General features: G+C 34.5%; 22 protein-coding genes. All 22 read left to right on the top strand.

Going from position 1 to position 13,418, the window contains the following annotated elements; translation table 11 throughout:
- Positions 1-42 precede the first annotated feature (42 nt).
- The 22 genes from RDV78_01475 to cas7b all read left to right on the top strand — a co-directional run bounded on the left by RDV78_01475 (position 43) and on the right by cas7b (position 13,409).
- Entirely contained in the window at positions 43-405 is a 363-nt protein-coding gene (locus tag RDV78_01475; GenBank protein ID MDS1029174.1) for a hypothetical protein, read from the top strand.
- Between the two features lie 4 nt (positions 406-409).
- On the top strand, positions 410-625 hold the full coding sequence (locus tag RDV78_01470) for a hypothetical protein (GenBank protein ID MDS1029173.1): 216 nt from the start codon (positions 410-412) through the stop codon (positions 623-625).
- A 55-nt stretch (positions 626-680) separates the two neighbouring features.
- Complete coding sequence (locus tag RDV78_01465) at positions 681-944, top strand: hypothetical protein (GenBank protein ID MDS1029172.1); 264 nt, start codon at positions 681-683, stop codon at positions 942-944.
- A 106-nt stretch (positions 945-1,050) separates the two neighbouring features.
- The gene (locus RDV78_01460) at positions 1,051-1,299 is read left to right on the top strand and encodes a Mor transcription activator family protein (GenBank protein MDS1029171.1); all 249 of its coding nucleotides are present in this window, start codon (positions 1,051-1,053) and stop codon (positions 1,297-1,299) included.
- A gap of 122 nt (positions 1,300-1,421) precedes the next feature.
- Positions 1,422-1,583, top strand: a complete 162-nt coding sequence (locus RDV78_01455; GenBank protein MDS1029170.1) for a hypothetical protein — start codon at positions 1,422-1,424, stop codon at positions 1,581-1,583.
- 54 nt (positions 1,584-1,637) lie between these two features.
- Complete coding sequence (locus RDV78_01450) at positions 1,638-2,009, top strand: hypothetical protein (GenBank protein MDS1029169.1); 372 nt, start codon at positions 1,638-1,640, stop codon at positions 2,007-2,009.
- On the top strand, positions 1,996-2,655 hold the full coding sequence (locus RDV78_01445; GenBank protein MDS1029168.1) for a hypothetical protein: 660 nt from the start codon (positions 1,996-1,998) through the stop codon (positions 2,653-2,655). Before RDV78_01450 ends, RDV78_01445 begins: the two co-directional genes overlap by 14 nt.
- A 23-nt stretch (positions 2,656-2,678) precedes the next feature.
- Positions 2,679-3,284 (top strand): hypothetical protein, encoded by a 606-nt coding sequence (locus tag RDV78_01440; GenBank protein ID MDS1029167.1) that lies wholly within the window; start codon positions 2,679-2,681, stop codon positions 3,282-3,284.
- Between the two features lie 23 nt (positions 3,285-3,307).
- Positions 3,308-3,502, top strand: a complete 195-nt coding sequence (locus RDV78_01435) for a hypothetical protein (GenBank protein MDS1029166.1) — start codon at positions 3,308-3,310, stop codon at positions 3,500-3,502.
- 82 nt (positions 3,503-3,584) lie between these two features.
- Positions 3,585-4,019 carry a hypothetical protein gene (locus RDV78_01430; GenBank protein ID MDS1029165.1) on the top strand — a complete coding sequence of 145 codons (435 nt, stop codon included), beginning with the start codon at positions 3,585-3,587 and terminating at the stop codon, positions 4,017-4,019.
- 21 nt (positions 4,020-4,040) lie between these two features.
- A complete protein-coding gene (locus RDV78_01425; protein ID MDS1029164.1) occupies positions 4,041-4,910 on the top strand; it encodes a sigma-70 family RNA polymerase sigma factor in 870 nt (289 codons plus the stop codon).
- A 17-nt stretch (positions 4,911-4,927) separates the two neighbouring features.
- Complete coding sequence (locus RDV78_01420) at positions 4,928-5,272, top strand: hypothetical protein (GenBank protein MDS1029163.1); 345 nt, start codon at positions 4,928-4,930, stop codon at positions 5,270-5,272.
- Positions 5,273-7,222, top strand: a complete 1,950-nt coding sequence (locus RDV78_01415) for a tape measure protein (protein ID MDS1029162.1) — start codon at positions 5,273-5,275, stop codon at positions 7,220-7,222. It abuts the gene before it with no gap.
- Entirely contained in the window at positions 7,222-7,599 is a 378-nt protein-coding gene (locus RDV78_01410; protein MDS1029161.1) for a DUF2577 domain-containing protein, read from the top strand. The genes RDV78_01415 and RDV78_01410 overlap by 1 nt, the downstream gene beginning before the upstream one ends.
- A gap of 310 nt (positions 7,600-7,909) precedes the next feature.
- A complete protein-coding gene (locus RDV78_01405) occupies positions 7,910-8,236 on the top strand; it encodes a hypothetical protein (GenBank protein ID MDS1029160.1) in 327 nt (108 codons plus the stop codon).
- On the top strand, positions 8,224-8,529 hold the full coding sequence (locus RDV78_01400) for a hypothetical protein (protein MDS1029159.1): 306 nt from the start codon (positions 8,224-8,226) through the stop codon (positions 8,527-8,529). The genes RDV78_01405 and RDV78_01400 overlap by 13 nt, the downstream gene beginning before the upstream one ends.
- A 13-nt stretch (positions 8,530-8,542) precedes the next feature.
- On the top strand, positions 8,543-8,746 hold the full coding sequence (locus tag RDV78_01395; GenBank protein ID MDS1029158.1) for a hypothetical protein: 204 nt from the start codon (positions 8,543-8,545) through the stop codon (positions 8,744-8,746).
- Positions 8,747-8,875: 129 nt separating this feature from the next.
- Entirely contained in the window at positions 8,876-9,196 is a 321-nt protein-coding gene (locus RDV78_01390) for a helix-turn-helix domain-containing protein (protein ID MDS1029157.1), read from the top strand.
- Positions 9,197-9,268: 72 nt separating this feature from the next.
- Positions 9,269-9,541, top strand: coding sequence for a type II toxin-antitoxin system Phd/YefM family antitoxin (locus RDV78_01385; protein ID MDS1029156.1), 273 nt, complete (start codon positions 9,269-9,271; stop codon positions 9,539-9,541).
- The gene (locus tag RDV78_01380) at positions 9,528-9,830 is read left to right on the top strand and encodes a type II toxin-antitoxin system RelE/ParE family toxin (GenBank protein ID MDS1029155.1); all 303 of its coding nucleotides are present in this window, start codon (positions 9,528-9,530) and stop codon (positions 9,828-9,830) included. The genes RDV78_01385 and RDV78_01380 overlap by 14 nt, the downstream gene beginning before the upstream one ends.
- 758 nt (positions 9,831-10,588) lie before the next feature.
- Entirely contained in the window at positions 10,589-12,490 is a 1,902-nt protein-coding gene (locus RDV78_01375; protein ID MDS1029154.1) for a TIGR02556 family CRISPR-associated protein, read from the top strand.
- Positions 12,483-13,409 (top strand): type I-B CRISPR-associated protein Cas7/Csh2, encoded by a 927-nt coding sequence (gene cas7b / locus RDV78_01370; protein MDS1029153.1) that lies wholly within the window; start codon positions 12,483-12,485, stop codon positions 13,407-13,409. The genes RDV78_01375 and cas7b overlap by 8 nt, the downstream gene beginning before the upstream one ends.
- The last annotated feature ends 9 nt before the right edge of the window (positions 13,410-13,418 follow it).

The raw sequence follows: 13,418 nt of genomic DNA, 5'->3' as shown, positions 1-13,418 counted from the left end.
AGAACATTGATGGAACATTTTAAAGAAAGGATGGTTGAGAACATGAAAAGAGATTTAGAGAAATTGAAAAGGGATTTAGAAAAGCTGCTTCAACAAGCAATGAAAAATGGTGGGGAAGTTTACATTAAATCAGGTGACATTCTAATTTCAGAAAATGGCTACAGTGATGAAAGAACAACTTTTGACCAGCAGAAACAGATTCATATTGTAAAGCCTATTGCATTTCTTAATTGGTTTTACTCATATGTTTGCCCAGACTGTGGTGAAATTCATCTTTCACATAATCTTGGAAAAATCCAAACTGGATGCTGCTTGGATATTGACTGTGAAAGACACCAGTATTTTGATGGTGAACATTTCTTAATTAAAAGAAAGGCAATTATTTTGGATGATGAAGGGGTGTGATTTTATGAATCATGCACTTAATGCAATTAGACCACATTATGAAGCTTTGTTGGATTGCTTCTTGGAAGAACATAGGACAGGCAATTATAAAAAATTTTCCGACAACCCTTATTATGATGAAGTCAAAGCCTTAATTGATGCTATGAACGTTTTAAGGAAGTACCTGGGTTGGGAAACCATCAAGCTGAAGGATGAAGTTGAATTTTTTCTAAATAGGTAAAGGCATGGGATGAAATGTCCCTTCCAAATAAAAAAAAAACGAAAGGATGGTCAAAATGTTAAAAAAATTAAATTGGAAAGAAGCTTATGCAAACTGGTTTGAAGATGCTGAACTACCAATAATTATGAAACTTAATTCTGAAGTGGACAAGCAGTTACATGACTGGTTACCTAATGAAGTCTTTGATGAAATTTATATGAAAACTGCTGAATTGGAAGCACTTAACCAAGAAGCAGGTTTTGAAGCTGGATTTAGAGCAGGAATGATTGCAGCTTTAGAAGCTATTACTAATGCTGTAAAGACTGAAGCCACTGCATAATATCCCTAAGAATTACACAATGGCTTCACATGGTACATATTAAATTCGCAACTTAATCTTATCATGTGAAGCCAATATTTTCAATATTGGAAGGATGGTGTGAATAATGCCAAATACAAATGTTACAAATCTTGAAACTTTGGAAGAAATTATTGGTAGAAAATTGTTCTTTGAAGTTATTGAAAAAATGCCTGGTGCAATTTTCAGGCTGCCTAATAATGCAGAACACTATAATAAACAGCAGCGAAACAAACGAATCATTGAAGATTTTTATAGAGGAATGAATGTTCTTGACCTGATGAAAAAATATCAATTGAAAAAATCAACAATTTATAAAATCATAGAAAACCCTTAAAGACACTATATATAGTGTCTAATTTTGTACATATATACTAAATATAGTGTTCTAATAGTGAAAATGATATCACATTTTGGTAAAATTATCTTAGGGCAAATTGTCTTTAGGGGGTGAAATTCATGGATGCAAAAGCTAATAAACGCAAGGACTATTTAAAACGATATAGAGCAGAAAACAAGGAATCAATCAATGCTTATCAAAGGCAATGGCGGGCTGAACATCCTGAAAAGGTGAAGGAATATAACCAGCGATATTGGGCAAAGAAATTGCAACTCGCATAATTGACAGAAAATGACTTGGAATGAACGAATTTTAGAAAAAAGGTGGTGGTAAACATGGCAAAGTTGAATAAAGAAACGGTTGCTTTAAATCTTCTAACTTCCCCAACTATGAAGGAAGCTGCTGAAAAGTCAGGGATTTCAGAAGCAACACTTTATAGGTTAAGGAAAAATGAAGCATTCCAGGATGTTTTAAAAGCAGTTAAAGATAGCATTTTCAATGATGCCATGCAGAAGGCACAAAGCTATGCACTTGAATCATTGGAAGTTTTAAGAACTATCATGAATGATACTGCCGCAACAGATTCTTCGAGGGTATCTGCTGCAAGAACGGTTCTTGAACTTGGATTACAGTTAAGAACAACCGAATTGGTTCAGCAGGAAATTGAAGAATTGAAGAAAGGTTTGATTCAAAATGAAGGGATTTAAAGCAGTCAATATGACAAAGGTGCTTGCTGAACTGGAAGCATTAAAAAAATATCAATCAGAAACTAATAACCCAGGTTATGTTAAATGTTTTTTAGAAGAAGATGGTACTTGGGAAGTAAAAGTTTTATATAAAAAAGATAAAAAGAAAATGAAAAGTTTTAAGTTGGAAAATATCACTGAATTGAATACCGTTCTTCACTTTTCAGATTCAAAAAATAAGGTACCTGTACTTAAAGACTATATGATTCTTCAAACAGATATGTATCTTCCAACAGATATTATTTTGTATAAGGGAAAAGAAACAGTAAAAAAATTCATTGATTTAGCTTTGAATCACAATGAAGAAGAATATATGAAAGCTTACATTGAATTGTTTGATAAGGAATTTGGGATTTCTGAACCTGACTTTGAACATTGGATTAAAGGTATTGGTGAATATGATTACAGATATAACAATGTTGAAGAACAAGAAAAGTACAATAACTGGTTAAAAAATAAATATCAGGAAAGCTTTGATGCTGTAAAAAATCTATTAGCGGAACATGATTCTACACTTGCAGATTTCTTTGAAAATTACAAGAAGTTATCAATTGAAGAATTGGTTGAACGGTACAAAGACAAACGGTTCTTTAAACCAAAACTATAAAAAAAGAAAGGTGGAAAAAAATAATGAAAACAGAAATTGGAAACAAAGTTAAAACACTGGTCGATACTTACCAAACAATCATTAAAAACATAACAGCAAAAATCAAAGAATGGGAAAAGGATACTGTTTATTCGGATACTTATAAAGCAGAAGCTGTCAGGGTTCTTCAGAATGAAGCTATTGCAAATGATAAAGTTTTTAATGAAAAGCTGAAACAGATTATTGCAGAAGAAAAAGCAACCATTATTGGTGAACCTGATGCAAAGCCTGCTGATTATCAGCTTCAGGTTGCTAATGCTTTAAAGTTTCTTGAATTAGCTGGCAACAAGTTGAATGATGACCAGGCTTATAATATCCTGAAGCCTTTCCAAAATGACTTTGAAACCATGAAGTTATTTCAGTCAGTTGTTGGAAACATGGTTCAGCCTGATATGTTTAACCGCTTTGATAAAACCTTTGGGAAAACCAATAATCTAATGATGTTGGTGAATAGCTTTGAGATTGCAGAAAAGACAGTTGATAATTTATTCAATTCAAAAGATACCAGCTTAAATAGCGGTGTTAAACTTGCCATGTTTATGGATAGTGTTAACAACATAGAAAAGCTGGCAGATACGGTTGAAGCTTAATTTGAAAGGCGGTGTAAAGTGATATGAAATATCAGGATGATGCTGTTAATAAAACGGTAAATGGCTTCCAGGTTGGAATCAGGATTGGCACACCAACACCTGATGGACTTAACCCAACTGATGATGGATATGACCATTTAAGAAAAGTTGAACATGTTGGAACAGTAATGCAGGATGGACATTCCAATGCTATAAATCCTACACCTAAAGAAGAATAATGCCTATGTTAAAGCTGCACTGGTGGTGGACTCCCCTTCAGCATTGGTGCAGCTATTTGTTTTCAGGGGGTGGTTGTTATTGGTGGAAACACTGGATTTATTTGAAGTCAAGCAAATAGTAAAACAGGCAGCAGAAACCCTTTTAAATGATTTAAGAAAAGCACATTTACTTAATGAATATGAGGAACAAGTTATTTCATCCACTATCAGCGATATTATAGGGTTCAAGCAAAGCTTAATTATGCTGAATGATGCTTCAGTACCAGCTAATAAGAAACGTGAAGCAGCAATATTTGTAAAGGGCATGAATGAAGCTTTTAAAAAGCTTTATGAAATGGTTGGTGAAAGGTGCTTCACTATTTTTTACAATTCCTATATTGAAGATAAGACAAGAAATGCAATAGCAAATGCTTTAAATATTGATGTTGCAACAGTTAGAAGGAATAAGAAGAAAGCTTTACTGAAGTTATCAATGATTCTATATCCTGAACTTAGCATCATGGCTATGTTTAGATAGTTGCTGAAGGGGGTGAATTACTTGACTAATGAAGAACTTGTAAAAGAATATCAGGAAGGTAATTATTCTGCTTTAGATGAACTGATACAGAAAAATAAAGGGCTGGTCAAGTATTTTGCCAACAAATATTGTGGTGTTGCAAGTAAAGCATTGCTTGATTTTGATGACTTAGAACAAGAAGGTTGGATTGCTTTTATAAAATCACTTGAAAAATATAGGTTTGATACTGAAGAACCTGTTAAGTTTATTTCATATGCTGGTGAAGTAATTAAAGGTATAATGCTTAATTTCATAAACAGAAATATTTCCAGGGTTAAAAAAAGTGATATAACAAGTGACCAAATAATAATGCATAGTGTCAATGAGGTTCTGTCAGAAGATGATGATAGAAACCTTGAAGAATTACTTGCAGATGAAAATTCAGAACAGCCTTTTTTAGAAGTTGATGAAGAAATTGATAATGACATATTAAGGCAAGACCTATATGAAGTGCTTGATTCAGTATTTGGTAAAGAAACAGAATTCAATGGTGAAGATTTTAGTTTTATGGATGTCAATTATTTAACCTTCAAGCTGAAAAATGGTATTACTGGCAGGGAAGTTCTTATTTTACATTATGGATTAGAGGGGAAACCACAATCAATTGAACAAATAGGTAAAAAGTTCAATGTATCATATCAGTATGTTCAGCAAATTAAATTCGGTGCAATAAAAAAAATAAGAGAAAGTGAAGAAGGTAAAGCATTGATGAAAAAATATCAGTGGAAAGTGTTAAGTTCACTGGAACATGACAGGGATAAAATAAATAAATTTGCTTCACCTGATACGGTTCTTGAAAGAATGGAAATCGTTGATGATTTACTATATAAAATTCTCAAACAATGCTGTTAAAAAGGGGTGAAAACAGGATGAACAAAAACATTGAAATAATCGACAAATATTTGTGGGCGGTAAAGTTCAGCTTCCTTCCCTTCATAAGTGAAATTGATTATAAGCCTGATTCAGAAATACCAGCTTATGAAGAATTTGGGCGGGTAACCAATGATGGATTGCTAATTTTAAATAAGGATTATCCAGGATATAAGATTTTTAAAGAATGGCTGCCAAAGCTGATGAAGAAAAAGGACAAGCAATTAAACAAGGAAATCAAAGCAGCACAAGCTTTGAAAAATAAAACGGATTGGCAAATAGTATATGCTTTAATGCTTCAGGTTGAAGCTGAAAGAAGGAAAAAGGAAAGGGGTGAATTATAAATGGCAACAATAAGAACAGCTATTCAGGTTTATGATGGTATGACACCAGGATTAAGAAGTATAACCAATGCTTTGAATATGACAATATCAAGCTTTGAAGCACTTCAAAGTGCTTCTCATAATGCGGTTGATACTGCAAGTATTCAAGCAGCAAGGACAGAATTAAACAGGGCAGAACTGGCTTTCAATGAGATTGAACAGCAAATAAGAGAAGCAAACCAGGCACAACAGCAATTTAATAATGATGTGCGGAATGGTCAAGGGGCTGCTGATGGTTTATTGGGTAAATTGAAGGGTATAGCTGCAACTGTTGGCGCTGCCTTTGGTGCTAAAAAAATTATTGAACTTACAGATTCAATGACTTCTACAAATGCAAGGCTTGACCTAATGAATGATGGCTTGTATACCACTAAACAACTTCAAGACATGATTTTAAAATCAGCAAATGCTTCTAGAACTTCATATATGGATACTGCTGCCGCTGTTTCCAGGCTTGGAGTTTTGGCTAAAGATGCTTTTTCAAACAATGCTGAAATAGTTGCTTTCGCTGAACAAATGAACAAACAATTCAAAATTGGTGGTGCCGGTATTCAAGACCAGGCAGCAGCAATGTACCAACTAACACAGGCAATGGCTGCGGGTAAATTACAAGGTGATGAATTCAAAAGCATTATGGAAAATGCACCACTTCTTGCCCAAGCGATTGCTGAATACATGGGAAAAACAGTTGGTGAATTAAAAGATATGTCTGCTGAAGGCTTAATTACTGCTGATGTTATCAAAAATGCAATGTTTGCTTCTGCTGATGAAACAAATGCAAAGTTTGCTGAAATGCCAATGACTATTGGACAGATTGGAACAGTTGTTGGAAATACCTTACTTCAGACTTTTGAACCAGTGCTTCAGGGTATTGGCAGAGGGGCGCAATGGATATATGACAACTGGTCAACCCTTGCACCAATATTTTGGGGTTTGACTGCTGCTGTTGGTGCTTACGCTGCAATTACAGGAATTCAAACCGCTGCAACCTGGCTTTCTGTTGCTGCAAATAGGGCTTTAATAACTACAATGCTTTCTAATCCCATTATGTGGATTGCTTTGGCTGTTGGTGTTTTAATCGGAATGATTTACAAATGGGTTCAGTCAGTTGGAGGGCTTGAAATAGCCTGGAAAATTTGTATGAATGGAATCCTGACAGCATGGGATTGGGTTAAAATCGGATTCTTCACAGGTGTTTATTGGGTGCTTGATTTATGGGATAAGCTGAAGCTTGGAATCATGACTGCAAGTGTTGGTATTCAGAATTTTATTGGTGATATGAAAGCGGGTGTGTTGACCATCCTTCAAAATATGGTCAATGGTGCAATTGGAATCATCAATAATTTCATTAACCTGCTGAATAAGATTCCAGGGGTATCCATTAGTGCAATCCAGGAAGTAACCTTTGGAACAACTGCACAGATGGAAAATGATGCAGCCAAAAGAGCAAGGGAAGCTGACCTTCAGAATTATAGGAATCAACTTGAAGCTGGTATGGCTGCAAGGGATGCAGCACTTGAAAGGATGAAGTCAGATGCATGGGATGCAGCCGCTAAAAGACAAGCTGAAATAAGTGCAGCACAAGCGGCAAATGCAGCCAAAGCAGCACAAGAAAATGACTTTTCATCTATGTTCAGTAATGCTGAAGCAATGAAGAATTTAGCTGATACTGCGCAAAATACATCAAAGATGGCTGATTCAATGGAAATGAGTGAAGAAACCCTTGAATATATGCGTGACCTGGCAGAACAGGAAGTAATAAACCGTTTTACAACTGCTGAAATTACTGTAAACCTTGGTGGTATAACCAACAATGTAAGTAAAGACACTGACCTTGATGGAATAATGACATACCTTGAAGAACAGTTATATGAAACTATGCAAGTTGCGGCTGCGGGGGTGCATGAGTAATGACTATGTCAAAATTGCACAACACAATTGCACAAATTGCATATGAAACTATAAAAAGTAAAGACCCTTGTTCAATAATGTTTGGGACTGTAATAAGTATATCCCCATTGAAAATAAATATAGAACAAAAATTAACACTGGATGAATCATTCTTAATATTAACAAATAATGTAAAGGATTATGATGTTGAAATGGTTGTTGACCATGAAACAGAATATACCAGCGGTGGAAGCGGTGACAGTTCCTTTTCAAGTCATAATCATGGCTATAAAGGAACAAAGACATTCAGGATTAAGCAAGGCTTGAAGGTTGGTGAAAAAGTAATACTTGTAAGGGTTCAAGGCGGGCAGAAATTTATTGTATTGGATAGAATATAATAAACTGTTATGTAAACCAAAGGGATAGCCAAAATAAAGGCTGTTCCTTGGGCTTTTTTTTGTTTATGTGAATGATACCACAATCCTAAAATGGGAACTCCTGATTTTTGAATTTGGAATATAAAAGGATGTCGGTAATAACTACATCCTTTTATTTAAGGTATAATCATTTGTGTATACTCCTTTTCATCTTTATCAACATACCTTTGAATTGCTTTATGTGCTTCAAGGGTATTTTATATCCAAATATTTGAAATAATATGTTATAATATTTTTTGAAAGTTAATTTTCAAAGGAACGGTGAAATAATATGTCACAACCAAGACCAAGCTTTATAGATTCCCCTTATTTTATTATGGAATGTGACAACTGGCATTTGACAGATGATGCACCTGAAGAACTGAAAAAGGAATTTGAAGAATATATGCAAGGGGGAACAAAGGTGATTGATTTATCAAAATATGATGAATACCTGATAGCGGGAAAAGAAGGCTTGGATATTAAAAATAATTGTCCCCCAAATATCAAGGATGAATTAATTGAACTTGATAAAGAATATTATACTGTTTATGGTGAACATTTAATCAAAGTTGAATGTGATTATGAAGAAAGTGGGGTGAACCCATGCCCAAAATAATTGCTAAAGGTAAATACCTGGGGGTTGAAAGACAGGTTGAATGTTTCCTGAAAGATGGTTTATTGACTATTGAAATTGATGGAGAATTTAACCAAGAAGCACAAAATGATTTTATTACAAAGCTGAAAAAATGCCCTGCAATTGGTGGAACATATTACCCGCCTGAAAATAGTTTGTTAGCAGCTTATAGTGTTCTTGAAAATACATTCTTTGATGATTCACCAATAGAAATTAAAACTGAAGGTGATATTGGTAAAATTCCAACTTATGATGTTGATGATATAGTGTATTAAGGGATGGTGTATAATGTTCTATATTCCAAAAGACTGGTTAAAAGATAGAAATAATGAACAAGTTGTTCGTGATATATTGGAAAAGCATTTAGGAAATTCGGATTTAATAGCTGAAGGCTTTGAAAATGATGTTGAATTAGCTTTTAATGAATTAGAAGCTATTGGAGAAACAATTATTATTGAGAAAATAAAAGATGGAACATTGAGAAATTGCTAAAACCTTCTAAAATCGTTTTTAAGGCATTTTAATATAAAAGGAGATAAAATTATTACCTTAACATTTTAAAGCGAATTTAGGGCGATTCTGAAGGTATGATAAGGGAAAATAGAAAGGAATCTAAAGCCAATGAAAATAGAAATTGATGAAAAGCAAATTGCTGAATCAATTATTAATGATTTGAAAAGGCATAACCTTTTAGGTAATATTCAAAATGTTACTGTCATTTATAATGCTGAATCACAGGATATTCTTTATACTGTAAGTGAAGTTGCTGAACTGGTTAAATGTAATTCAGCTTACATTTACAGTTTAATTAAGGCAGGTTTACTACCAGCTATAAAACTTGGAAGCATGAAGGTAAGAAGAAATGCATTATTGGAATTCTTGGAAAAGTTTGAAGGCAAGGATTTAACTGACCCATTTAATGTAAAGGATATTGAAAGTTAATTTTCAAAAACTTGTTGTTAGTTTAGCGTAATTATGATAAAATTATGCTAAACTAATTAAGGGGTGAATATTATGCCGCATATCAGACCAGTTTCAGATTTAAGAAATAATTTTGCTGATATTTCGAGGGTTGTTCATGAAACCGCCGAACCTGTATTCTTGACCAAGAATGGCTATGGTGATATGGTTGTAATGAGTATGGAAGCTTATGAAAGACTTAAGATGGACATTTTGATTTATGAAAAATTAAAAGAAGCTGCGTTGGAAGCAAAATCAACAGATGTAAGATATGATTTTGATGAGGTTTCAAAAGAAATGAGGGGGAAACTCATTGAAAAAATATAAGATTAAAATGCTTCCTGCCGCAAAGGTGGATTTGGGTGATATGATTGATTATTTATCCCAATTCTACCCAAGCACAGCTTTAAAACAATATGATAGAATTATAGAAAAAATTAATGCTTTAAAAGAATTCCCATTTATGTATGAGGAATATCCAGTAGATGTAATAGGCTTTAGATACAGAAAGATGGTAGTTGATAAATACTTAATATTTTATATTGTGTTAGAAGATACAATCGAGATTCACCGAATTATAAATTCAAGAATGGATTTAACAAAGATTATAAAATGATATATCTGACACCACAGAAAATATAATAAATGAGTGAAAAAGTGATACGAAAATGATACGCAAAATTTTTGAAGCCAATATTTTTTCATTGAAAATAGAAAAAATAATGGCTTGAAATGCAGTAAAATCAATAGGTGAAAATATTGAAAAAGACATAATCACAGAGTGGGAATAGTAAATAAAAACCCTGCAACCCTTGATTTTATAGGGTTTGCAGGGTATCTTTTTTTCTTAACTACTAAAAACGTACTGTTATTTAATTGTTCCAGTTTTTGTGTCACTTCTTTATGCTTGTGAAGGTAAAAAAGTGAGCATTTTTTATTGCCCTTTTTGTACCTTTTCATCTTTTTATTATGCCATTTACAAAAAGTATGCCTGAGCCGTATGCTGGGAAACCAACAGGTACGGTTCTGAGGTGAGAAGGAGGGAGAAATCCCCCCAATGCAATGTAGCTGATAAATAATTTATTTGTAGAATTGTAATAGTGTATTAACCGTGGGTAGAGAGATGACCCGGGCTTAAGCCAGGTCATTTTACTAATTGATTTTACAAACCTTGTTTTGTTGGAACCAAAAGTTTTACATCAAAGCATTAGAAAATATTTCAATCCTTTTTAATATAGAGTTTACAAAAATAGTAACATAACAAATACTCAAGTTAAATATAAATTTACTTTAATTACATTATTGACAGAAATGGAAACATATTCTAAAATAATTGATAAATAAATCATTATAAAATTAAAAGGAGGTGATTCCATGATTGAAGCAATTAAAAATATTGGGGAAATTGAATTAGCGCATTTACGAGCAAATCAAGGTACAATTCTTGATATCTTTACTGCGGACCCCAGTGACGGGGGTAAGTATGGCAAAGTTTTGTTTATTAAATTAAGCAAAAAGGGTGACTCTTACCGATACAATGGTATAGAGGATCGAGGTTACCGTTCTGAGGCTATCGGTCGGTATTTGTACAGATCAGGCACTGGTGCCCGTGGAGCAGATGTAACCCCTACGGCAAAATTAACTGAAGCTTCAAAAACAGTGCCAAATAAAATCATCAGAGCTGTTAATGATGCTCTTTCATTTGCAGGAAAAAAGCATGATGAAGAAAAGGGAGAACTGGAAAAGGTTAAGCTGGTTTTAGAAGCGGAGGAAAAACAAATTATTGCTGACATCCAGGAAAAACAAAAACAATTAGGTAAAGAAGGAACTAAAGTTATAATTTCTCTAATGATCGCTGAAGATGGCGAAGAAAAATGGGTTGGCGACTGGAATATCTTTCGTGATAAATTCAAGGCCGATTGTGAAAAGCTTTTTTCTGAAAAATATGGCAAGGTTGCAGCATCAGAGAATAAAATATGTGCCGTATGTCTCGAAAAAAAAGAAGTATACGGATTTGCCAGTACCTTCCAATTTTATACTTTGGATAAGCCAGGATACGTAGCCGGAGGATTTCGCCAACAGGATGCGTGGAAAAATTACCCTGTATGTTTCAATTGTGGAACACAACTGGAACTTGGCAAAAAATACGTTGAACGCCATTTGACGAAGTCTTTTTACAACAGGCAGTTAATGATTATACCAAAAACACTGTGGATAGAGGACTTGCAGCTGGTGCTTAAAAGTTTGGAAGCCAGACTTACTCCTAAGCAAGAAGATAGTGGAACTGTCAAGAAAAAACAGTCTGAAGTTGAAAGCATTCGCTTTGCAGAGGAAAACATTATTGATAGTTTGGGCTCTATTGGACAACAGGTAACATATAACTTCATGTTCTTTGAAGAAAAGCAAAGCGGCGCTGTGTTCAATATTCTTTTGAACATTGAAGATGTCCTACCTTCCCGGCTTAATTACATTTACAGCAAGCTAAAAGAGGTCAATTCAATGAACCAGTTTAAAAATTTCCCAGTAGGAAAAGGTGAACAGTCCTTCAGGCTCCATCTTGGTATTTTTAATGAGCTATTTCCGTACAAAACGCATAACCGCTACTTTTTAGAAAGCATTTACTCGCTGATTGCGGACAAGCCTATAAATGCACATTTTTTACTTACCAGGTTAATGGAGAAAATTTCCGAACAGTTTAAACGCCCGGATAATGAGGAGAAAAAATTTTATGACAACTTTATTGCCTGGCGGTACTTCCAACTCATTACCTATTTAGGTCGGCTGGGTTTATTACCCGATTTATTAAAAAATGGAGGTGAAAAACCAGTGAATGAATCTTCAAAATATAACCTTAAGGACTTCCCTTCAGTAGAGGCGATGTTTGACGCTTTTTTTGCCAATCAAAACGGCCTTTATGACCATCCTGGTGCCAAGGCGTGTTTTATGGTAGGATACCTTTCGCAACACTTGATTAATTTTCAACGTAAAGCATTAGGTAGAATGCCTTTTAAAATTCAAATGAAAGGCCTGGCTTTAAAAGAAAAGGACATCCGTGATTTGTATAGAAAACTGCAGGCAAAATTTCTTGATTATGTTGAGGCCTATGAAAAAGAGTTTTACCCATGTAGCATGGAATTTGAATTGCTGACCAAGTATATTCAGGCAGCCGGTAAAGACTGGCGCTTAACTATGCAAGAAGTTGGCTTTTTTGTTGCTGTAGGGATGAATGGAAAGAATTTATTTAACTTTGCTAAGGAGGGTAAAGAAGATGAGTAACTTATTGCAACGCTCGGAAATAGTTTTTCTGTACGATATTAAGGACGCTAATCCTAATGGTGATCCATTAGATGGGAACAAGCCACGGATGGATGAAGAAACAGGTATTAACTTGGTTACTGATGTTAGATTGAAACGGACAATAAGGGACTATTTATATGATTTTAAAGGCCAAGAAATTTTTGTCCGGGAGATATTTAAAGAGAACGGAACTATTCAATCAGGCAAAGAACGGTCTGCAGACTTCGGTAAAGATGCTCAGGAAGTTGCGAAAAATGTTTTGGACAAATGCATTGATGTGCGTTTATTCGGTGCTACGATTCCGCTAAATAATAATTCGGTAACTTTTACAGGACCGGTGCAATTTAATATGGGAAGATCCTTGCATAAGGTGGAAGTGACCTACATTAAAGGTACGGGTGCGTTTGCCTCAGGTGAATCCAGCAAGCAAAAAACCTTCCGGGAGGAATATATTGTTCCCTACTCATTAATTGGTTTTTACGGCATCATTAATGAAAATGCTGCCCAACATACCAATCTGGCAGAGCAAGATGTGGATTTGCTCATGGAAGCAATTTGGAATGGGACAAAAAACTTGATTTCCCGCTCTAAGATCGGGCAAATGCCTAGATTATTGTTGAAGGTTGACTATGCAGAACATTCTTACCACATAGGCGATTTACTAAGCGGAATTAAATTAATCACTTCCAAGTCCGATGAAAGAGAAATACGGGGAATGGATGATTTTGTCTTAGATTTCTCAGGTTTAGTGAATAAGCTGGAGAAGAACAGACAACGCATTGCCGGTATTAAATTGCAAGTTGATGAAGGTTTACAGATTCAGAAGGAAGGTCAAGCTATAGAATTGGCTAAGGTTATAAGTGACTTGGGAATAAAATTGGACGTCATGCAATTCTAGGGGGGTGGC

It is taken from the genome of Bacillota bacterium LX-D (assembly GCA_031628995.1).
Lineage (GTDB): Bacteria > Bacillota > DUOV01 > DUOV01 > Zhaonellaceae > JAVLUO01.
This window is presented reverse-complemented; position numbering and strand designations above follow the sequence as displayed.